Source organism: Myxococcus hansupus, from assembly GCF_000280925.3.
Classification (GTDB): domain Bacteria; phylum Myxococcota; class Myxococcia; order Myxococcales; family Myxococcaceae; genus Myxococcus; species Myxococcus hansupus.
Window position 1 is genome coordinate 8,807,201 of sequence record NZ_CP012109.1, and the last position, 20,868, is coordinate 8,828,068.

At 70.1% G+C, this 20,868-nt stretch carries 14 protein-coding genes; 7 read left to right on the forward strand and 7 right to left on the reverse strand.

The window, feature by feature from the left end; genetic code table 11:
* The first annotated feature begins 155 nt into the window (after positions 1 to 155).
* Genes A176_RS34735 through A176_RS34745 form a run of 3 tightly spaced genes read left to right on the forward strand, consistent with a single transcriptional unit; the run spans position 156 to position 5,079 of the window.
* On the forward strand, positions 156 to 533 hold the full coding sequence (locus A176_RS34735) for a response regulator (RefSeq protein ID WP_002638130.1): 378 nt from the start codon (positions 156 to 158) through the stop codon (positions 531 to 533).
* The gene (locus tag A176_RS34740) at positions 530 to 3,058 is read left to right on the forward strand and encodes an ATP-binding response regulator (protein ID WP_002638129.1); all 2,529 of its coding nucleotides are present in this window, start codon (positions 530 to 532) and stop codon (positions 3,056 to 3,058) included. Before A176_RS34735 ends, A176_RS34740 begins: the two co-directional genes overlap by 4 nt.
* Positions 3,055 to 5,079 carry a response regulator gene (locus A176_RS34745; protein WP_002638128.1) on the forward strand — a complete coding sequence of 675 codons (2,025 nt, stop codon included), beginning with the start codon at positions 3,055 to 3,057 and terminating at the stop codon, positions 5,077 to 5,079. The genes A176_RS34740 and A176_RS34745 overlap by 4 nt, the downstream gene beginning before the upstream one ends.
* A gap of 6 nt (positions 5,080 to 5,085) precedes the next feature.
* Here the strand turns inward: A176_RS34745 and A176_RS34750 are convergent, their stop codons facing one another.
* From A176_RS34750 to A176_RS34765, 4 genes are all read right to left on the reverse strand, one after another.
* Positions 5,086 to 6,750, reverse strand: coding sequence for an LVIVD repeat-containing protein (locus A176_RS34750; RefSeq protein WP_193409818.1), 1,665 nt, complete (start codon positions 6,748 to 6,750; stop codon positions 5,086 to 5,088).
* Positions 6,751 to 6,925: 175 nt separating this feature from the next.
* Positions 6,926 to 8,521: an LVIVD repeat-containing protein gene (locus A176_RS34755; RefSeq protein WP_144429672.1), complete on the reverse strand. Its 1,596-nt coding sequence runs from the start codon at positions 8,519 to 8,521 to the stop codon at positions 6,926 to 6,928.
* 104 nt (positions 8,522 to 8,625) lie between these two features.
* The gene (locus A176_RS34760) at positions 8,626 to 10,236 is read right to left on the reverse strand and encodes an LVIVD repeat-containing protein (protein WP_002638125.1); all 1,611 of its coding nucleotides are present in this window, start codon (positions 10,234 to 10,236) and stop codon (positions 8,626 to 8,628) included.
* A gap of 109 nt (positions 10,237 to 10,345) precedes the next feature.
* Positions 10,346 to 12,064, reverse strand: coding sequence for an LVIVD repeat-containing protein (locus A176_RS34765; protein ID WP_002638124.1), 1,719 nt, complete (start codon positions 12,062 to 12,064; stop codon positions 10,346 to 10,348).
* A gap of 294 nt (positions 12,065 to 12,358) precedes the next feature.
* Between A176_RS34765 and truB the strand changes: the two genes are divergently transcribed.
* A complete protein-coding gene (gene truB / locus A176_RS34770) occupies positions 12,359 to 13,270 on the forward strand; it encodes a tRNA pseudouridine(55) synthase TruB (RefSeq protein WP_002638123.1) in 912 nt (303 codons plus the stop codon).
* Between the two features lie 614 nt (positions 13,271 to 13,884).
* On the opposite strand, the gene tkt is transcribed toward truB, so the two are convergent.
* The 3 genes from tkt to A176_RS34785 form a co-directional block, all read right to left on the reverse strand.
* Positions 13,885 to 15,948: a transketolase gene (tkt, locus tag A176_RS34775; RefSeq protein ID WP_193409819.1), complete on the reverse strand. Its 2,064-nt coding sequence runs from the start codon at positions 15,946 to 15,948 to the stop codon at positions 13,885 to 13,887.
* A 160-nt stretch (positions 15,949 to 16,108) separates the two neighbouring features.
* A complete protein-coding gene (locus A176_RS34780; protein WP_002638121.1) occupies positions 16,109 to 17,317 on the reverse strand; it encodes a vWA domain-containing protein in 1,209 nt (402 codons plus the stop codon).
* 12 nt (positions 17,318 to 17,329) lie between these two features.
* Positions 17,330 to 18,178, reverse strand: a complete 849-nt coding sequence (locus tag A176_RS34785; protein WP_002638120.1) for an AAA family ATPase — start codon at positions 18,176 to 18,178, stop codon at positions 17,330 to 17,332.
* 182 nt (positions 18,179 to 18,360) lie between these two features.
* Between A176_RS34785 and A176_RS39475 the strand changes: the two genes are divergently transcribed.
* The 3 genes from A176_RS39475 (at position 18,361) to A176_RS34795 (ending at position 20,431) form a co-directional block, all read left to right on the forward strand.
* Complete coding sequence (locus tag A176_RS39475; RefSeq protein ID WP_002638119.1) at positions 18,361 to 18,528, forward strand: hypothetical protein; 168 nt, start codon at positions 18,361 to 18,363, stop codon at positions 18,526 to 18,528.
* A gap of 210 nt (positions 18,529 to 18,738) precedes the next feature.
* Positions 18,739 to 19,437 carry a cell wall protein gene (locus tag A176_RS34790; RefSeq protein WP_226994080.1) on the forward strand — a complete coding sequence of 233 codons (699 nt, stop codon included), beginning with the start codon at positions 18,739 to 18,741 and terminating at the stop codon, positions 19,435 to 19,437.
* A gap of 448 nt (positions 19,438 to 19,885) precedes the next feature.
* Positions 19,886 to 20,431, forward strand: coding sequence for a hypothetical protein (locus tag A176_RS34795; RefSeq protein ID WP_044890294.1), 546 nt, complete (start codon positions 19,886 to 19,888; stop codon positions 20,429 to 20,431).
* Positions 20,432 to 20,868: the final 437 nt, after the last annotated feature.

Sequence of the window (20,868 nt, forward strand, 5' to 3'; positions counted from 1 at the left end):
TCCGTTCGGACTCCACTTGACCACGGCGTGAGCACCCAGCCCCTTGGCCTGTCGTCCGCTCGGCCGGCGCACTGTTCTGCAATCGCACCCGGCCCGCGCCTGACGCCGTTGTGCCTGCTGCCGGGCACGGTCGCCCTGGTAGAGTCCCGCCAGCCATGACGACCCTTCGCAAGGTGATGCTCGTCGACGACGAAGAGGACATCCGCACCATCGGCAACCTCAGCCTCGGCCGAGTCGGCGGATGGCAGACGGTGCTGGCCGCCTCGGGCGCGGAGGCGCTGGAGAAGGCCCAGGTGGAGAAGCCGGACCTCATCCTGTTGGACGTGATGATGCCCGGCATGGATGGGCCCACCACCTTCGGCAAGCTGCGCGCGCAGGAGGCCACGGCGCACACGCCCATCATCTTCATGACGGCGAAAATCCAGAAGCAGGAGGTGGCGCGCTACCTGGAGCTGGGCGCGCTGGGCGTCATCGGAAAGCCCTTTGACCCGATGACGTTGCCCCAGGAGATTCGCAAGCTGGTGCCAGGATGAGCCAGGGGCTTCGCCTCTCCCGACGCTCGGGGGTGGTGGCGGCGGGCGCGCTGCTCTTGCTGTGCGGCCTGTTCGCCATGGGCCGCCCCTGGGCCACCTCCGACAATGACCGTTACCGCAGCGCGCTGCGGCACTTGCGCGTGGCCAGCGGCGACCTGGAGATGGACGTGCTGCGCGAGCGCATGGGCCTGCGCACGCTCCACGGCACGGACGCGGAGGACTTCGCCGCGCTCAGGGCCCGCGCGGACGCGCTGCGCGTGTTCCCTTCCTTCCTGTCCGACATGGACCGCCGCACGATGAACGCGGCGTTGGACATCTTCGTGGGCGCGCTGGATGAGAGCGCCGCGCTGTTGGCGCGCGCTCGCGCCGCGGATGCGAAGGGCGCCAAGGAGGAGGCGGACGCGGCCGTCCAGGCCCTGCTGGAAAACACCGCCAGCTCGCGGGCCGACCGCGTCATCAACACCTACCTGGCGCTGTTCGAGCGCACGCAAGCCAGCAACGAACGCTCCCGCATCGTCTTCTTCGTCGTCTCGCTGTCGCTGGTCGCCTACGTGCTGGTGGTGATGGTGCGCCTGTCGAGCGCCACCTCCGACCTGGCCTCGCTCAACTCGGACCTGGAGCGGCGGGTGGACGAGCGCACCCGCGCCCTGTCCGCGGCCAACGGCGAGCTGCGCGCCAACGAGGCGCGCAAGGCGGCCATCCTGGAGGCCTCCCCGGACGGCATCCTCCTCCTGGACGAGGGCGGAGGTCTGCTGGAGCTGAACCCCGCGGCGCAGCGCACCTTCCAACTGCAGGCCACGGACGTGGTGGGGCGCAACTTCCTGGCGCTGGCGCTGCCCGCGTCGTTGCCGGAGGGCGCCCGCAAGCGGGTGCTCTCCGCCGCCCGGGACACCGCCCCGGGACACGCCACCCGGCTGGAGTCGCCGTGCCTGCGCACGGACGGAAGCACCTTCCCCGCGGAGCTCACCATCGCTCGCGTGCCCGGAGAGGGCCCGCCGCGCTTCACCGCCTTCGTGCGCGACATCACCGAGCGCAAGGCCGTGGAGCGGATGAAGAACGAGTTCATCTCCACCGTCAGCCACGAGCTGCGCACGCCGCTCACCTCCATCCGCGGCTCGTTGGGCCTGCTGGAGGGCGGCATCATGGGCGACCTGCCCCCGCAGGCGCTGGACATGGTGCGCATCGCCCGCACCAACACCGAGCGCCTCATCCGCCTCATCAACGACATCCTCGACCTGGAGAAGATGGAGGCGGGGAAGCTGGAGCTGAAGGTCGTCACCCTGGAGTGCTCGGAGCTGGTGGACGCCACCTTCGCGGGCGTGCGGGGCATGGCGGATTCGGCGGGCGTGTCGCTCCACGGGGAGGTGACGGACTCGCCGCAGGTGAAGGGCGACCGGGATCGGCTCATCCAGGTGCTCACCAACCTGGTGTCCAACGCGGTGAAGTTCTCGCCGCAGGGTGCCTCGGTGACGGTGCGCGTGGAGGTGGAGGCCGGCAGCCAGGTGCGCTTCAGCGTGGTGGACCAGGGGCCCGGCATCTCCGCGGAGCAGCGCGCGCGCCTCTTCGGCCGCTTCCAGCAACTGGACAGCTCGGACACCCGCTCCAAGGGGGGCACGGGCCTGGGCCTGGCCATCTCGCAGGCCATCGTGGAGCAGCACGGCAGCCGCATTGGCGTGGAGAGCGAGGAGGGCCATGGCTCCACCTTCACCTTCACGTTGGAGGCGGTGAAGCCGGCGCCCGTCGCGGTGTCGCCCTTCGTGCCCGAGGACCCCTCCCGGTACGACGTGCTGGTGACCACCGCGGACGCGGAGCTGGCCACGCGCATGCGGGGCCTCCTGGCCGACGAGGGCTACCGCGTGTTGAGCGCGACGAGCCTCATCGAGGCCGCGAAGCACCTGGACGAGGCCCTGCCGGACGCGCTGGTGGTGGACATGCAGCTCCCGGATGGCCAGGCCCTGGACTGGGTGCGCCGCCTGCGGGAGCAGCCGCGCACGCACGAGCTGCCCGTGCTGGCGGTGTCGGGGCGCTCGGACAATGGCGAGGGCGTTCCCTACTGGGTGGACTGGATGCCTCGGCCCCTGGAGGAGTCGCGGCTGCTCAAGTCCCTGCGCTATGCCACCCGGCAGCCGGGACAGGCGCGGGTGCTGGTGGTGGATGACGACGCCAGCACGCGGCGCACGCTCTGCGCGCAGATGGAGCGGCTGGGCGTGCAGGTGTTCGAGGCGGCGGACGGCGAGAGCGCGGTGGAGCTCGCGCGCGAGACGACGCCGGACCTCATCGTCCTGGACGTGGGGCTGCCCCGGCTGGACGGCTTCGAGGTCGTGGACATCCTGCGGCAGGGCAAGGGCCGCGCCACGCCCCTCATCGTCTTCACGGGCCGGGATTTGACGCGCATGGATGAGCGGCAGCTCACCTTGGGCATCACCCGGCACTTCACCAAGTCGCGCGCCTCGGAAGAGGAGCTGGTCTCCTCGGTGCGTGACCTCCTCAACGGCCTGCTGGCGAGAAAGGCACATCCCTCATGAGCAGCAGCAGGACGCTCCTGTTCCTCGAAGACGACCGCGACCTCCAGACGCTGGTGGGCACCTTCCTGCGGGAGAAGGGCTACCGCGTGGAGCCCGCGCGCAGCGCCGCCGAGGCGCAGTCGGTGTTGTCGCGCATGCCGGTGGACGCGGCCATCGTGGACGGACTCTTGCCGGGCATGACGGGGGCGGACTTCATCCGCGAGCTGCGCAAGACGCAGCCGAAGCTGCCCATCCTCTTCGCCTCCGCCTTCTGGAAGGACCTGAAGAGCCACGAGCTGCTCACGCGGCAGCTCGGCGTGGTGCGCATCATCCACAAGCCCTACAAGCCGGAGGAGCTGCTCGTCTGGGTGAACCAGCTCTTCCCCGCCACCGTCCCGCCGCCGCCACCGCCTGAAGCCTTGGAGGAGGCCGAGGAAGTGGAGCTGGAGGTGGACGACCTGGCCGCCAGCCTCGCGGCGCTCAACGCGGAGTACGGCGCCCGGCTGAAGGAGAAGGTGGCGGAGCTGGAGGCGCTGCTCGTCCGGGGACGCGGCGGCGACGCCGAGGCGCTGGAGGCGGCGTACACGGTTGTCCACAAGTTGCACGGCACCGCGGGCAGCTACGGCTTCGCGGAGGTGAGCATCCGCGCGGGGCGGCTGGAGGCGGTGCTGCTGCCGGCGCGGGCCGGGGCGCCCCTGGACGTGGCGGCGCTGGACGCGGCCTTCCGCGAGCTGGCCACCGCGGCCGCCGTGCCGGTGAAGCCCGTCTCCGCGCCGCCGCAGCGGCCGTCCGAGGGCGTGCTGCTGGTGGTGGACGAGGACGCGAAGTTGCTGGCGGACGTGGAGCGCCTGGGGCGTCAGTTGGGCGTGGGCGTGGTGACGGCGCGCACGTCGGACGCGGCGCGCGAGGTGGTGCGCCAGCGGTGGGTGGACGGGGTGTTGATTCACGTGGACCTGGGCGGTCCGCTGGGCGGCCTGACGGCGGCCCATGCCCTGCGCGCCGAGGAGGGCCTGCCCGTGTTGCCGCTGGCCGTCACGGGCGCGCGGGACGTGCTGGAGGAGCGGGTGGCGGCGGCGCACGCGGGTGCGTCCCTCTTCCTGCCTCGGCCCTTCACCGCGCAGGACTTCTCCGCCGCGGCCGAGCGCATGGTGGCGGCGCGGCGCCCGGAGCGCGCGCGGGTGATGGTGGTGGACGACGACCCGGACGCCATCACCGCGCTGTCGCAGGCGCTGGCCAGCGACCAGGTGGAGGTGGTGGGGCTGAACGACGCGCACGGGCTGATGGAGGCGCTGGCGCAGCACCGGCCGGACCTGCTGCTGCTCGACGTGCAGATGCCGGGCCCCAGCGGCTTCGACTTGTGCCGGATTCTGCGCTCCACGCCGGAGTGGCAGGAGCTGCCGGTGCTGCTGATTACGGCGCACCTGGGCCTGGAGTTCCGGCTGGCGGCCTTCCAGGCGGGGGCGGATGACTACCTCTCCAAGCCGGTGCTGCGCGAGGAGCTGCGGGCGCGCGTGCAGGCGCGGCTGGACCGCACGCGGCTGTCGCGGGAGCGGGCGGAGCGTGACGCGCTGACGGGGCTGCACTTGCGCCGGCCGTTCCTGGACGGGCTGCGCTCGCGGCTGGCCGAGTCGAAGCGCCAGGGCCGGCCGCTGGCGCTGTGCTTCATGGACGTGGACCACTTCAAGAAGGTGAATGACCGCTATGGCCACCTGGCGGGAGACCGCGTGCTGATGTGGATGGGCCGGCTGCTGGGCGCGCGCTTCCGCCGTGAGGACGTGCGAGGCCGCTGGGGTGGCGAGGAGTTCGTGGTGGGCCTGCTGGGGGAGGACGCGGGGAGCGCGTCGGAAATCCTCGCGCGCACCGCGGCGGAGCTGTCGGCCATGACGTTCGAGGGCGACACCGGCGAGCCCTTCCACGTGACGTTCAGCGCGGGCATCGCGGTGTCGACGAAGGACGGCGACACCGTGGAGGCCCTGCTGCGCGCCGCGGACGCGCGGCTGTTGCGCGCGAAGGAGAACGGCCGCAACCGCATCGAGGCGTGAGGTGGGCTAGGGCTGCTCGAAGATGAGCAGCCCCCGGGCGGACTCGGCGACGTAGATGAAGCCGTCGCCGGGGACGCGCACCCCGAAGGCGCCCTGGAAGAGGCCGTCGGTGCGGCCCGGGTCCGTCTCGCGGTAGGTGTTGAAGTGCGCCACCTCGCGCGGGCGCGTGGGGTTGGACACGTCCAGCACGCGCAGGCCCTCGTGGTACCAGGCGATGTACAGCCGGTCGCCCTGGAGAATCAGGTTGTGGATGGAGGTGGCGGGCCGCTTCCGGTGCTCGCCAATCTTCACGATGTTCGCCGGGTCGGTGACGTCCAGCACGCGCAGGTGCGAGGACTCGAACTCACCGCCCTCGAAGGCAATGGTGCGGCCCGCGAACGTGCCCACCGCGCTGTGGTGCGAGTAGACGTCCGGGTAGCTGTACTGGCCCAGGTGGCGCACGTCCTCCAAATCAGAGATGTCCATGATGGAGTACCCGCCCTGGGCATTGCTGATGTAGAGGCGGTCCTCGTGGACGAAGAGGTCATGCGGCCCACCGAAGGAGTATTCCTCCGCCAGGGCGATGCTCGTGAGCTGCACGGGCTCCAGCGGCACGCGCACGTCGAAGACGTCCGTGCGGCCCTCGTTGTTGGTCGTGTACAGCCGCTCGCCGTGCACCAGCACGGTGTGGACGCCAAAGAGGCCCGAAGGCAGGCTGCGGATGAAGGCGGGCGCGCCGGGCTCGGTGATGTCGTAGACGATGACGCCCGAGACGCTGCTCGCGATGTACAGCGCGTCGCCTTGTGCCCACACGCCGTTCCAGTACGAATCCCCGGGGATGTGGATGGACGTCTTGAAGACGGGGTGGGCCGGGTCGCTCACGTCGAAGACGGTGAGCCCTCCGCCGACGCCAAACTGGGAGATGGAGACGACGTAGGCGTGCGCCTTGGTGACGTAGACGTCCGCGACCATGCCCCCCACGGAGACGGGCGCCTCGGCGCGCAGCGTCAGTCCTCCGGAGGATTCGGATTCACCCTCGGGCCACGTCATGCGGTGGGCCTCGAAGGTGCCGCTGCGTGAGAACGCGCCCTGGTTGCAGCGCACATAGCAGCCGGTGATGACGCCGGGCTTGGGGGCCTGGCATCCCGCCAGGGCCATCGAGGCGCCCAGCGGAGGCGTGGCGCGGCGCATGGCGAGGAAGAACTGGCCGTCCCCGGTCTGCTGCGTGACGAGCGGCTGATTCGAGAGCGTGCTGGCTTCCCCGTTGTCCCAGAGCCCGAAGCCAATGGAGGCGAGGCTGACCTCGGTGCCGCCGTCGGTGAGTCCGCGCACCTCGCGCGTGAGGGCCCGGTAGATGCCCACGGAGGGCACCTGCGCGAGCGCGGCCGGGTCGCACGCCGACAGGTCGAAGCCCGAAGGCTCCAGTGTCTCGCACGCCTGTGCGCCGTTGCCGACGTGCGCGCACGGCGCATAGGGCCCCTCGTCCACCCGGTTTCCGTGCTCCTCCAGCGGAATGGCCGTTCCATCCCAGGGCTCAGTGCCCGCATCGGCGGTGCCCGAGTCCACGGGAGGGGGTGGCACACCGCCATCGGGCGTGGGGCCTGGGGATTCGGCGCAGCCTGTCAGCACGCAGGCCCACAGGGTGCAGACCACGTGCAGCGCGCGGAGTGTTGGAGCGGAGGACGGCGGCAAGTCGGACCTCGTGGGAAGCGCGCCGGCTGGAAGAGCGCGGCGGCTGTCTTGCCTACGAGGCGATGCGCGAACCTTGGGCGGGCCTCCGGGAGATACTTGCGCCGTGAAGGAGGACTCGCGTGCCACGGGCACCGGAAGCGCGCGGTGGCGCCTCCGGGCCTTGGGCTTGCAATGACTACGGCTCGTTGAAGATGAGCAGGCCGCGCGATGTGTCCACGACGTAGATGCGGCCGTCGCCCGGCACGCGGATGCCGATGGCGCCTTCGGTGAGCTTGTCTCCCCGGCCCGGGTCTGACTCACGGAAGGTGTTGTAGTGCGCGATTTCGCGCGGCTGGGCGGGGTTGGACACGTCCAGCACGCGCACGCCCTCGTGGTAGTACGCGACGTACAGCCGGGTGCCGACCAGCAGCATGTTGTGGACGGAGGTGAGGCCCCGCAGCTTGTACTCACCAATCTTCACGATGTTGGCGGGGTCGGTGACGTCCAGCACGCGCACATGAGAGCCCATGGTTTCGCCGCCCTCGAAGGCGACGGTGCGGCCGTTGAAGGTGCCCACCGCGTTGGCGTGGCTGAAGATGTGAGGGTAGGTGTATTGGCCGAGCAACTCCGGCGTCTCGCCCTCCAGCCCCGCGATGAGGAAGCCATCATCCAGGTGGTTGACATAGAGGCGCCCCTCATACGCAAAGGCGTCATGCGGGTAGCCCTTGCTTCTGGGATACGTGAAGTTCGTGAGGAGCCGGGGTTCCAGCGGTTCGGTGACGTCGAAGATGAGCGTCTGCTTGTGGGAGGGCGACATGGCGTAGAGCCGGTTCCCCTCCACGAAGACGGTGTGTACGTCGATGCGGCCGTTGCCCGGGTGGCTGCGGATGAAGGCGGGCTGCGCCGGGTTGCTCAGGTCGAAGACGAGGACGCCGGAGTCACCGCTGGCGACATAGAGCGCGTTGTCCTTGGCCCAGACGCCATTCCAATACTCGTCGTTGGGGAACCGGACGACGGCCCGCTGGACGGGCATGGCGGGATTGCTCACGTCGAAGACGACGAGACCGCCGTGGAGCCTTCTCCGGTTGATGCTCACGACATAGGCGTGGCCGTGCGTGACATACACGTCCGCGGGCGTGTCCATGTTCACGAAGGACTCGGACAGGAGCTGGAGGTTGGCGGACTCGGGCTCACCTTCTCGCCACGTCATGCGCTCGGCGCGGAAGCTGCCGCTGTAGCGCAGTGTGCCGCCGCGGCACCAATGGACGCAGCCGGTCAGGCTGCGTGAGCCCTGGGCGTGACAGCCAATGAAGGTGTAGCGCTCGTGGACCCCGTAGGAGGCCGGGGCCCTGGAGGAGATGATGAACCGCCCGTCCGTCACGGAGGTGGAATGAGCCCCGTTCCCCATGACGGACACGGGCTGGCCCGCGGCATCGAACTGGAAACCACCGTTCCCCGGGAAGGCCTGGACCCGGTCGGGTGCCATCTGGCTCTCGTAGCGAAGCTCCGCGCGGTAGATGGCGCCCTGCCGCTCCAGGCCCGAGAGCGAGCCGCCGTCACAGTCTGCTGGCATCACCAGCGTCTCCGGCGCGATGCACGCGGCATGGGACGTCTGCGCGGGGCACGCTTCGAACGCCCCCGGGTCCACCCACTCCCCCAGCTCCGGAATCACCTCCCAGGGGCCGCCATAGGCCGGTGGCGTGGTCGGTGGTGTGGGGTCTGAGGAGGAACAGGCGGACAACGACACGGCACAGATGAGCGCCAGCAACGGACGCGCGGGACGAACAGACAAGGAGACCTCTGCATCGGAAGGCAGCGCCCGCGTTGCTTCACGGGCGCTGGGTGTTCAACAAGATGAATCATCAGGAGCGCCGCGAAGTGGCGCCCTTCGTCAGCTCAAGGCGCGTCGAAGATGAGCAATCCGCGCGCCGTGTCCACCACATAGACGTGTCCATCCCCGGGCACGCGCATGCCAATGGCGCCCTCGTACATGCCGTCGGTGCGGCGTGGGTCCGTTTCACGGAAGGTGTTGAAGTGCGCCACCTCGCGCGGCTGGGCGGGGTTGGCCACGTCCAGCACGCGCACGCCTTCGTGGTAGTGCGCGACGTACAGCCGCGTGCCCACCAGCACCATGTTGTGGACGGAGGTGAGGCCGCGCAGCTTGTACTCCCCCACCTTCACGATGCCGGCGGGGTTCGTGACGTCCAGCACGCGCACGTGGGCGCCCAGCGTCTCGCCACCTTCGAAGGCCACGGTGCGTCCCTGGAAGGTGCCCACCGCGTTGGCGTGGCTGACGTTGTAGGCATAGGCATACCGGCCGAGCAGCGCCGGTGTCTCGCCCTCCAGCCCGACGACGAGGAAGCCGTCGGTCATGTGGTTGATGTAGAGGCGCCCGCCGTACGCGAAGGCGTCATGCGGATACCCGGTGGCGCCGCTGCCACGGTACGCGTAGCGGGCGAGCAGCCGGGGCTCCAGCGCGTTGGCGACGTCGAAGATGAGCGTCTCCTGGTCGGGGGAGGGCGACATCGCGTACAGCCGGTCTCCCTCCACGAACACGGTGTGCACGTTGACGGGGCCCGTGCCCGCCGGGAGGTTGCGCACGAAGGTGGGTCGCGCCGGGTTCTCCAGGTCGAACACGAGCACGCCCGCATCCCCGCTGGCGACGTAGAGCGCGTTGTCCTTGGCCCAGACGCCGTTCCAGTACCCGTCGCTGGGGAGCTGGAAGGTCGCCGTCTGCACTGGGGCGCGGGGGTGGCGCACGTCGAAGACGGTGAGCCCGCCCGGATTCCCCGCCGCGTTGATGGACACAACGTAGGCGTGGCCGTGCGTGACGTACACGTCCACGGGCGTGCCCCGGTCCACGAAGGACTCGGACAGCAGCGCCAGGCCGGAGGCCTCGGGCTCGCCCTGGCGCCACGTCATGCGCTCCGCGCGGAAGGAGCCGCGGTAGCGCGGCGTGCCGTTCCGGCACCAGGTGAAGCAACCCGTGAAGCGTTGAGGCCCCTGGGCGTGGCACCCGGTGAAGGTGTACCGGTCCGCTTCGTTCGGGGTGCGGGCGTACTCCGAGGAGAGGACGAAGCGCCCGTCCTCCACGGAGGAGGCGCTGGGCGTGCGCCCCATGACGGACGTGGGCCGGCCCGAGCCATCGAACTGGAATCCGCCGCTGCCCGGAGCGGCGCGGGTGCCACCGCCTTCCACGGAGAGCTCGTAGCGAATCTCCGCGCGGTAGATGGCGCCCTGCCGCTCCAGGCCCCTGAGCGAGTTCAAGTCGCAGCCCGCCACCACGAAGGTCTCCGGCGCACCGCACGCGGCCTGGGCGTTCAGAGAGGTGCACGTCTCGAACGGACCCGGGTCCACCCACTCCCCGCGCTCCGGCAGCACCTCCCAGGGCCCGTCATAGGTCGAAGGTCCCGGGGGTGGTGGCGGGGTGGGCTCCGGCGAGGAACACGCGGACAGCGACAAGGCGCAGGCGAGCGCCAGCAACGGACGCGCGGCACGACGGAGCATTCAGGAAGCCTCTGTGAGGGGAGGGTGTGGACGCCCGCTTCAGTCACGGGGCGTCCACGTCCAGCTTAAGGGTCGTCCCGCGCGCCGGGAAGAGACGCGCGGGACGGGCTCAGGGCTCGTTGAAGATGAGCAGGCCGCGCGAGGTGTCGACGACGTAGACGTGCCCGTCCCCGGGCAGGCGGATGCCAATGGCCCCCTCGAAGACGCTGTCTCGCCGGTGCGGGTCGGTCTCCCGGAACGTGTTGAAGTGCGCCACCTGCCGGGGCTGGGTGGGGTTGGCCACGTCCAGCACGCGCACGCCCTCGTGGTACCAGGCGATGAACAGCCGGGTGCCTTGGCGGATCATGTTGTGGATGGAGGTGGTGTACCGCATGCGGTGCTCGCCAATCTTCACGATGTTCGCCGGGTGGGTGACGTCCAGCACGCGCAGGTGCGAGCCCCCGAACTCGCCACCCTCGAAGGCGATGGTGCGGCCCGCGAAGGTGCCCACCGCGCTGTGGTGCGAGAAGCCACCGAACCCCGGGTAGACGTAGTGCCCCAGTTGCTGCACGTTCTCCAGGTCGGTGACGTCCAAGACGGTGTAACCCCCATAGGCGTTGCTGACGTAGAGGCGGCCCTCGTACGCGAAGAAGTCATGGGGGCCGCCCAGTGAGTACTGCTCGGGCAGGGTGATGACCTGCAGCAGGACGGGCGCCAGCGGCGTGCTGATGTCATAGACGCGGGTGCTGCCGACGAACTCGGTGACGTCGGACGCGTACAGCCGGTCCCCGTCCACCAGGACGGTGTGCACGTTGCTGTAGCCGTTGCCCGGCAGGGCGATGATGAACTCCGGGGACGCCGGGTTGGAGATGTCGAAGACGGAGACGCCGGTGTCGGCGCTGGCGACGTACAGCGCGTCACCCTTGGCCCACACGCCGTTCCAGTACGAGTCCCCCGGCAGGCTGACGGACGTCGTGAAGACGGGGACCGCCGGGTTGCTCACGTCGAAGACGGTGAGCCCGCCGGTGCGGACGCCCTGGTTGATGGACACCACGTAGGCGTGTCCCTTGGTGACGTAGACGTCCACCGGCGTGCCCAGGTCCACGAAGTACTCGGACACGAGCTGCATCCCGCCGGACGACTCGGCCTCACCGCGCCGCTCCGCCCGCTCGGCCTCGAAGGTGCCCGTGCTCGACGAGAAGCCGCGGGGCGCCTGCGTGCAGCGCACGTAGCAGCCGGTGATGACGTTGTCCCGGGGCGTCTCGCAGCCCGCCAGCGTCACGACGCGCTCTCCGCTGAAGGGGTTCGAACTCTGGCCGGAGATGAAGAAGGTGCCGCCCGTCGTCTGCCGGGTAGCGAGGGTCATGCCGAGGAGCAGGTCCGTGCCCCCATCCGAGAAGAGCTGGAAGCTGGCGCTGCCCGGCGTGACGGACGTGCCGCCATCCGCGAGCAGCCGCTCCGCGCGGGCATCTCCCATGTAGATGCCATGCTGCTCCACCGCCGCGAGCTGGTCCGCGTTGCAGGACGACATGTCGAAGTTCGCCGGGTTCACGCAGTCCTCCAGCGTGGGGTTCTCCACGGTGAACCGGCAGGCGGAGAACGCGCCCCGGTCCACCCAGTCGCCCGGGTCGTCCAGCACGGTGTAGCCGCCGTCCCAGGGGGCCTGGGGCCCGGCGTCCGTCGTTCCTCCGTCGTCATCGGCGCCGGCGTCCGTCCCGGCGTCCACGGGTTGCTGTGGCCCCGCGTCGGGTGTGGGCCTGGGCGGGTTGTCCCTGCAGCCGGTGGCGGAGGTCAGCAGCAGGACGAGCGCGGGCAGCAGCACCCTGCCTGAACGGAGCGAAGACGTCATGGTGGAGCACCTCATGTGGGGGCGAAAGGCATTGCGGGGAAGGGTGATTCTGCGCCGGTACGGATGGAGACATCCGGCACGGCGTCGCCGTTTCCGGATGGTTGCCGGATGGAAGGCACTTCGTCGCCACGGCTCGGGCCGGGGCTGTCTGACGATGCCATGGTCTTAGCCTTGCAATGCTGTCGGGGCTTGTCCAAGCGCGTCTGGATTGTCTTTGCCAGCGCACCGTCCCGTGCGGGGTCGCGCTCCCGCCCTCCCACAAGCGGGGTAGGCTGGAGGCACAGGAGGGTCGAGGTGGGAGGGAAACTGAGTCCGGGCATCTACCGGGTCCACAAGCCGGTGGGCGCCACGAGCTTCTCGGTGGTGCAGCAGTTCATCGCGGAAGCGCAGGCCGCGCAGCCGGGCAAGCGGATACCGGTGTGCCATGGTGGAACGTTGGACCCCTTCGCGGAGGGGCTGCTGCTGGTGCTCGTGGGGCAGGCGCCGCGCTTGTTCGAGCTGCTGCACGCCGTCCCCAAGACGTACGAGGCGGAGGTCGTCTGGGGCACGGAGATGGACACGGGCGACCTGCACGGCCGGCCCGTCCACCAGGGGGACGCGGCGGGCCTGACGCCGGAGCGCCTGGACGCGGCGCTCGCGTCCTTCGTGGGGTGGCAAGCGCAGGTCCCCCCCACCACCAGCGCGAAGAAGGTGGGCGGCGAGCCCGCGTACCGGAAGGTGCACCGGGGCGAGCACGTGGAGCTGCCGCCCTCCCAGGTGTACCTCCACGCGGCGCGCTGGCTGTCCCATGACCTGCCGGGCCGCAGCCGCCTGTGGCTGAGCTGCCGCGGGGGCTACTACGTGCGGGCGCTGGCCCGCGACGTGGGGCGCGAGCTGGGCTGCGGCGCGCACCTGTCCGCCCTGAAGCGCACGGCGATTGGTCCCTGGGAGGACCCGGGCCCCACGGGCCCGCGCGGATGGCTGCACGGGCGAGCGTTGCTCCCTTGGGCCCGGGTGCGGACGCTCACGGACGCGGAGGTGGGGGAGCTGCGCCGGGAGCGCGCCATCTCCGCCAGCGGCGTGCAGCCCCCGGACTGGGCCCTGCCCAAGGGCTTCCCCGACCCGGAGGCCCCCATCCGGGGCTTCCACCAGGGGCGCCTCACCTTCCTGCTGCGGGAGCGTGACGGCGCGCTGTGGCGCGAGCTGGAGCTGCGCGGCGGACTCTGAGGCGCGCACCGCGGCGCGTCAGGAGGCCCCGGACGCGCTCGCCGCGAGGCCACCGATGACAGCAGTCACCACCTCGAAGCCGTCCCGGTGGTGACGGTTGTCATCGGTGATGACTGTTGTCACCACCCCTCGCCGCGCTGCGCAAAAGGCCCTCGGATTCGCCAACCCCTTGAAAAGACGTGGAGGCCCCTCGCGGAGCCTCGAAGCCGAGCGCTGGCACGCCACGCGCAATAGGCCAAGTCATCACGCTTCAGCACGAAGCGGGGCTCGACGCACGGGGGACCTGGCCGGGGGGCCAGGACGTCGGGGGGCGAATCTCCCGGGCGGAGAGTCAGTCGGACCTGAAGGACCTGACAACGCGAGCGGAGGCCGGTTCGGGGGAACCGGCGTGCGACCGGGGGGACGCAACGCTCGAAGCGGAGTCGGCTGGAGGGAACGACGTTGAAGAGACCTGATGGGCTCATGGCGCGGGGGAACCCGGCCGGGGGGCTGGGATGCGACGGGGGTCGCACCTTCCGCGCCATGGGCCTTGTCAGGACGAGAACCTGGATGCCGAAAAGGCCCGAGGGCCTCGGACCGTTGGGGGACGGTCCGGGGCCCTTACTTTTTGCGGGCTACGGCCGCGACTTCGTCTTCTTCAGCGAGTCCTTGGCCTGGGCGGCCACGTGGTCCGCCGTGAAGCCGAACTTCTGCTGGAGCGCCTTGATGGGCGCGGAGGCGCCGAAGCTGCGCATGGCGACGATGTTGCCGTCATGCCCCACGAAGCGCTCCCACCCGAAGGCGGCGCCCTTCTCCACCGCGACGCGGGCGCGCACGGACGGAGGCAGCACGCTGTCGCGGTACTCCGGGGTCTGCTCCTCGAACAGCTCCCACGAGGGCAGGCTGACCACGCGCGCCGCGATGCCGTCGGCCTTGAGCTTCTCCTGCGCGTCCAGGCACAGCGACACCTCGCTGCCGGTGCCAATGAGGATGACCTCGGGCTTGCCGCCCTCCGCCTCCGACAGCACGTAGCCGCCGCGCGCAACGCCCGACGCGGGCGCGTACTTGCTGCGGTCCAGCGTGGGCACCGGCTGCCGCGTGAGCACCAGGACCACCGGGTGCTGGCGCTGCTGGCCAATCACGCGCCACGCCTCCACCACCTCGTTGGCGTCGCCGGGGCGCATCACGATGGTGCCGGGGATGGCGCGCAGCGACGCGAGCTGCTCCACCGGCTGGTGCGTGGGGCCGTCCTCGCCCACGCCAATGGAGTCGTGGGTGAAGATGTGGATGGCGGGCAGCTCCATCAGCGCGGACAGGCGGATGGCGGGGCGCTCGTAGTCACTGAAGATGAGGAACGTGGCGCCGTAGCCGCGCAGCTTGCTCAGGCACAGGCCGTTGACGATGGAGCCCATCGCGTGCTCGCGCACGCCGAAGTGGATGTTGCGCCCGGCGAACTCGCCCGGCTTCATCGGGTCCGCGCCGGTGATGTACGTCTTCGTGGACGGGTTCAGGTCCGCCGAACCGCCCACCAGCCACGGGTGGTGCTTGGCGATGGCGTTGAGCACCTTGCCGCTGGAGTCACGCGTGGCCAGGCCCTTGGCGTCGGCGGGGAACGTCGGCAGCTCGGAGTCCCAGCCCTGGGGCGGGTCACGGCGCAGCATGCGCTCGACCTGGTCGCCCAGCTCGGGGAACTGCTTGCGGTACTCGGCGAACTTCGCGTCCCACTCGGTGCGGAGCTGCTGGCTGCGGGCGCCCATGCGCTCCTGGAAGCGCTCGCGCACGCCTTCGGGCACCAGGAACTTCGCGTCCTCGGGCCAGCCGTAGGCGCGCTTGGTGCCTTTGATCTCCTCGTCGCCCAGCGGCTCGCCGTGGGCCTTGGACGAGCCCTGGAGCTTGGGCGCGCCGTACGCGATTTGCGTGGTGACGATGATGAGCGTCGGCTTGCCCCGCAGCGTCTTGAAGGTGCGCAGCGCCTCACCGACCGCGTTCAAGTCATTGGCGTCGGGCACGCGCAGCACGCGCCAGCCGTAGCCCTCGAAGCGCTTGCCCACATCCTCGGTGAAGGCCAGGTCCGTGCTGCCGTCGATGGAGATGTGGTTGCTGTCGTAGATCCAGCAGAGGTTGGGCAACTGGAGGTGGCCGGCGATGGACGCCGCCTCGGACGCCACGCCCTCCATCAGGTCGCCGTCGCCGCAGATGGCGTAGACGTCGTAGCCGAACAGCTCGAAGCCGGGGCGGTTGTAGTGGCTGGCGAGCCAGCGGCTGGCCATGGCCATGCCCACGCTGTTGGACACGCCCTGGCCCAGGGGGCCGGTGGTCGTCTCCACGCCGCTGGTCCACCGGTACTCGGGGTGGCCCGGGGTGGACGAGTCGAGCTGCCGGAACTTCTGGATGTCCTCGAGCGACACGGACGGCGCGTCCTCGACGGTGTACTCGCGCGTGACGCGCTTCACCCCGGCCAGGTGGAGCAGCGCGTACAGCAGCATGGAGGCGTGGCCGTTGGACAGGATGAACCGGTCGCGGTCCGGCCAGATGGGGTGGGACGGGTCATACCGGAGCTCCTGCTGCCAGAGCTGGTACGCCACGGGGGCCAGGGACATGGGAGCCCCCGGGTGGCCCGAGTGGGCCTGCTGCACCGCATCCATGGCGAGGGTGCGGATGGTGTTGATGGCCAGCACGTCCTGCTTGTCGGTTGTCATGGTGTCCTCGCGGTCCCGCTCGCGTGCGGGCGCACCATGCCGCAACTGACGCTCCAGGTGCTGCACCAAATGCGAGGAGGCTCGCCTGGCCGTCCGCCAGTCCACGCGCCCCCAGGGAATTCCGGCCCTGGAGGGCACGGGAATGAAGCCCGCGCGCCGTCTAACGCCGCGCGGCCAGGCCCCTCACGGTCCGCCCCCGCGTCAGGTGCGCGACGGCTTCACCCAGCCCCTCCACCGTGAGGGCGAACATGGGGAAGATGCGCGCAATCACGGAGATGGTCCCCGTGCGCCAGGTCCCCATGGGCTCCGGGTTGAGCCACACGTTGCGCTCGAAGTGCTGCGCGAGCTGCATCAACCACGTCAGCCCTTCCACGCCGTCGGACTTGAAGTGCCCGTTCGCGTCGGTGCGGATGGACAGCTCATACGGCGCCATGGACGCATCGCCCACCACGACGAGCTTGTGGTGCCGTCCCACCTGCGCCACCAGGTCCGGCACGGTGATGCCGCCGGTGAGCTGCGGGGTGGCGTACAGCTTCCCGTAGACGCAGTTGTGGAAGTAGTAGGTGCGCAGCTCCTTGAAGTGCGTCGCCTGGCTGGCCACGCTGAACAGCCGGCTCACCAGCGCCGCGTACGGGTCCATGGAGCCGCCCACGTCCATGGCCAGCACCACGCGAGTATTCGGACGGCGCGGAGGCCGCGTCACCACCTCCAACTCACCCGCGTTGCGCGCGGTGGCGGCGATGGACTCGTCCACGTCCAGCTCGTCCGGCGCGCCGTCGCGAGCGAAGGCCCGCAGCTTGCGCAGCGCCACCGCCATCTGCCGCGTGTCGAGCACCACGTCATCGCGGTAGCCCGCGTACTTCCGGGCACCGGCCTGCATCAGCGCGCGGCCCTGCCGGTTGCCCGCGCCGCCGCCCACGCGGATGCCCTCGCGTCCAAAGCCATTGTTCCCGAAGGGCGACGTGCCGCCCGTGCCCACCCAGCGGTTGCCGCCGTCGTGGCGCTCCTTCTGTTCGCGCAGTCGCTCCTCGAGCATCCGGCGAATCTCCTCCGGGTCCAACTGCTCCAGCAGCGCGATTTCCTCGGGGCTCAGGTCGGGCCGCTCGCGCGCATCCTCCAGCCAGTTGAGCAGCTCTTGCGTCAGCTCCAGGCTCGCCGTCTCCACGCCCTGGAAGTGCGCGAGGAAGGCCTGGTCGAACGCATCCAACTGCGTCTCCGAGTGCACGAGGAGCGCCCGGGCCACGTGGTAGAAGCCGTCCAGGTGGCTGTCGTGGAGGCCCGCGCGCAGCGCACCCGCCAGCGCCAGCGCCTCCTGCGCGCCGACCTTCAGCCCGCGCCGGCGCAGCTCGTAGAAGAAGGGCAGGAACATGGCAGTGCCTCGCTAGGCCCGGGGACGGCGGCCGCGGCCGAAGGCCTCCGCCACGGAGACCAGGTCCTGCTCCTTCTTCAGCAGCGCGCCCAGGAAGGGGAGCTGCTCGTCCATCTTGATGTCATGGACGCCCTGCGCCTTGAGCACGGCGATCCAGTCGATGAGCTCGCTGGTGGAGGGCTTCTTGCGCAGGCGGGTGAAGCTGCGCAGCTCGTAGAAGATTTTCATCGCCTGCTCCGCCAGCGCGCCATCCAGGCCCGGGTGGTGCACGTCGACGATACGGCGCATCAGCTCCGCGTCCGGGAAGTCGATGAAGTGAAACACGCACCGGCGAAGGAACGCGTCCGGCAGCTCCTTCTCGTTGTTGGACGTGATGACCACCACGGGGCGGTGTTTGGCCACCACCTCGTCACCCGTCTCGGTGACGCGGAAGCGCATCCGGTCCAGCTCGTGGAGCAGGTCGTTGGGGAACTCGAGGTCCGCCTTGTCCACCTCGTCGATGAGCAGCACCACGCGCTCGGGGGACGAGAAGGCCTCGCCCAGGGGGCCCTGGCGGATGTACTTGCGGATGTCTCGCACGTCGCCGTCGTTGAAGCGCGAGTCATACAGGCGCTGCACGGTGTCGTAGACGTACAGGCCGTCCTGCGCGCGGGTGGTGCTCTTCACGTGCCAGGTGAGGAGCCGGTGGCCCAGGGCCTCGGCGATGGCCTCCGCCAGCAGCGTCTTGCCGGTGCCGGGCTCGCCCTTCACCAGCAGGGGGCGCTGGAGGGTCAGCGCGCAGTTGACCGCGGCCTGGAGGCTTTCGTGCGTCAGGTAGGTGTCAGTGCCTTTGAAGCGGACGGGAGTGGGCGCCTGGCTCATGGGGCGTTCCTTTAACACCCGAGGCTCCATCGTGGGGGGCGGTGTACCGGGGCCCCGAAACGTCAGACCCAAACGGCAGGCTCATCCGTATGTATCGGTCGAGGGCGCTCGGCGGACCGGCGGGGGAGTGGACCCGTGGGGTTGGCCGGGCGTCGGACCATCACCTGCTTGGAGGAGGCGTCGTGGGTCACCTGTTCGTTCCAGCACTGTTGCTCGTAGGCGCGGTCTCCCTGGCGGTGCGCACCTGCGGGACGGTGTCCGTCACGCCCTCTCCCGAACTGCGGCGGGAGTCGCCCGTGCCCGCCCTCCCCGAGCGCGAGCCTCCGGCCACCGTCAGCAGCCGGGGTTAGAGGGTTCTCTGGGGGCAGGGGCCGACCTCACGGGATGTATGGCTTCGCCCGCCGGTCAACGATTGGTGTGAGCCAAGCACAGGTTTTCACACCGGTTTCCCGGGGCCCCGTGTATTCTCCCAAGCAATGTCCATTGCGAATGCTCTTGGCGAAATCTTCCGGCGCGAACTCGATGCGCAGTTGGTCCCTCTGCAGGAGGCGGTCCGGCGCATGGAGGAGAGCTTGGAGGCCCTGGAGTTGCTGCGTTCGGTGACGCACCGGCTGGCGCCGTTGACCAGCCGCCTGGGCTCCATGGCGGGAGTGAGGACGACCACGCCAGCGCCCGCTCCGGCGCGGCGAGGCCGCCCGCCGGCGACCGTCACGGTGAAGGGCCGGGCCGCCACGGGCCGGGTCGCCGCGGCGAAGCCGGTGAGCGCGTCCACGGACGAGGGCACCCGGGCCTGCGCCGTCATCGGCTGCGACCGGCCGAGCCGTTCCAAGGGCTATTGCTCGGCGCACTACCAGAAGCTGCGGCTGCTGATGCGCACCAACCGCCGTCCCGCGGCGTGGGTGGATGACGCGGCGGCGCAGTCGGTGGATGACGTGACGCTGCCGCGCGGTCGCGCCGCCAGCAAGGCGCTGCGTGAGACTGTCGAGAAGCCGGTCGTGGAGCCGAAGGCCCCCGCCGCCGCGAAGCAGGCCGCGGCCAAGGGTGGGCGCAAGGCGAAGACCGCGGCGGTGAAGAAGGCGCCGCAGGCCAAGGGCAAGAGCGCGAAGAGCGCGGGGGCCAAGGCCGCGCCCAAGGCCAAGAAGACCGCGGCGAAGAAGGCCTCCGCGAAGAAGGCGCCAGCGAAGAAGGCCGCCAAGGGGCCGAAGGCCAAGGCGGGCAAGCGCAAGAAGGGCGGCTCCTCGCAGGGCTCGCTGTTCTGAGCGGTCAGCAGTAGCGCACCGATGGGGGCTCGGGGCGGGCGGAACAGGATTCCCCCGCCGATGGCCCGGTCGGTGTCCCATGGCCCGCGCCCCCTGAGGGCCAGGGCTGAGTGTCTTTTTTGAGGTTCGTACCCGGGCCACTGAAGCGGTTTGGACGCGGCTCCCGGCGCGAAGGCTGAGCCTCCGGATGGCTCGCTGGTGAACCACCCTGGCGCCACCCGTACCCGGTGCCGAGCAAGCCGGGCGGCCGGCTGCCGGACGGCCCGCGAGTTCGTTGCCACCCGTGCCCGGTACAATCCACTCGGAGGGCAGGGCGACGGTCGGACGTCTCGCCCCATCACCTCCACACGCCCTTCGCGCCGAGCACCCCGAGCGGGCGGAGGGATGCCGGACACCCCAGGTCGCGTCTCCGTTGACAGGCGCCGGGCAGGATGGGATTCGGCCCCGCATGAGCGAGCAAGGTTATCCGGTCACCGTGGCGGTGCGTCGTCCCGACGGGCGCGTGGAGCAGGTGCGTGTTGGCACGGCGTTCAAGAGCGGCGAGGGCTTCACGCTGACGCTGGGAGAGATGTCCATCGGCGGCACGCCGGATGCGGCGGCTCCGGTGCGGCGTTCGGCGCCCGCGAGCAGCGGTGGCGGCGGCGGTGGCGGCGACGGAATCGTCTTCCCCAACTACGGCCGCAGCAAGGGCGGGCCCATCGCCGGCGCCAGCATGGGCGACCTGGAGTTCTACGCCAACGGCGCGCGCCGCACGCTGAACGACGCGAGCAAGTCGCGTTGGCACGACAAGGAGCGCCAGCTCCTCGCGGCCATCGAGGCTGAAATCGCGCGTCAGCGCGGCGGCGATGCCGGTGGCAGTGACGGCGGCTACGGCGGCGGTGGCGGTGGCGGCTACGGGGGTGGGGGTTATGGCGGCGGGGGAGGCCGGGGTGGTGGGGGCTACGGTGGCGACGACATCCCGCCGCCGACCGACGACGACAACATCCCGTTCTGAGCTGCACCTGCGGGTGAGTGGCCGCCCCCAACGGGTGGGCGGCCTTCCCCGGATGTTGAATTCAGCACGAATGTCTCATCCAGACAGGCAGTGCTGACGCTTTGGCTCGAAGACAGACACTCACAGTGAGATGCTCAGCCCCTGTGTATCGCATGGGTCTGTCTTAACCCAGCCACACCCTCCCTGTCTTCACTCTGCGCGAAGTCCGAGTCGACACCCCTGGTGACATGCTCAGTCACCCGGAGAGAATTTTCGCCCGCGCGTGCTTCATTCTCACGAGGCGCTGCTTCATTTGTGAAGCGCCGAAAATGTCCAGTAATCCTAAGTATTTCCCCGGAGTGTCGCCCGGGTGATGATTCACGGGTGAATCCACCCGCGAGGCCATGGGCAGTCGTTTCAATGACTTCGTAAGTGGCCTGAATCCTGCTCAACCCCGT

Bases quoted from the DNA above. Each gene is read 5' to 3' on its own strand.
- A176_RS34735 (WP_002638130.1), top strand. From the start codon at position 156: ATGACGACCCTTCGCAAGGTGATGCTCGTCGACGACGAAGAGGACATC.
- A176_RS34740 (WP_002638129.1), top strand. From the start codon at position 530: ATGAGCCAGGGGCTTCGCCTCTCCCGACGCTCGGGGGTGGTGGCGGCG.
- A176_RS34745 (WP_002638128.1), top strand. From the start codon at position 3,055: ATGAGCAGCAGCAGGACGCTCCTGTTCCTCGAAGACGACCGCGACCTC.
- A176_RS34760 (WP_002638125.1), bottom strand. From the start codon at position 10,236: ATGCTCCGTCGTGCCGCGCGTCCGTTGCTGGCGCTCGCCTGCGCCTTG.
- A176_RS34765 (WP_002638124.1), bottom strand. From the start codon at position 12,064: ATGACGTCTTCGCTCCGTTCAGGCAGGGTGCTGCTGCCCGCGCTCGTC.
- tkt (WP_193409819.1), bottom strand. From the start codon at position 15,948: ATGACAACCGACAAGCAGGACGTGCTGGCCATCAACACCATCCGCACC.
- A176_RS34780 (WP_002638121.1), bottom strand. From the start codon at position 17,317: ATGTTCCTGCCCTTCTTCTACGAGCTGCGCCGGCGCGGGCTGAAGGTC.
- A176_RS34785 (WP_002638120.1), bottom strand. From the start codon at position 18,178: ATGAGCCAGGCGCCCACTCCCGTCCGCTTCAAAGGCACTGACACCTAC.
- A176_RS34790 (WP_226994080.1), top strand. From the start codon at position 18,739: ATGGAGGAGAGCTTGGAGGCCCTGGAGTTGCTGCGTTCGGTGACGCAC.
- A176_RS34795 (WP_044890294.1), top strand. From the start codon at position 19,886: ATGAGCGAGCAAGGTTATCCGGTCACCGTGGCGGTGCGTCGTCCCGAC.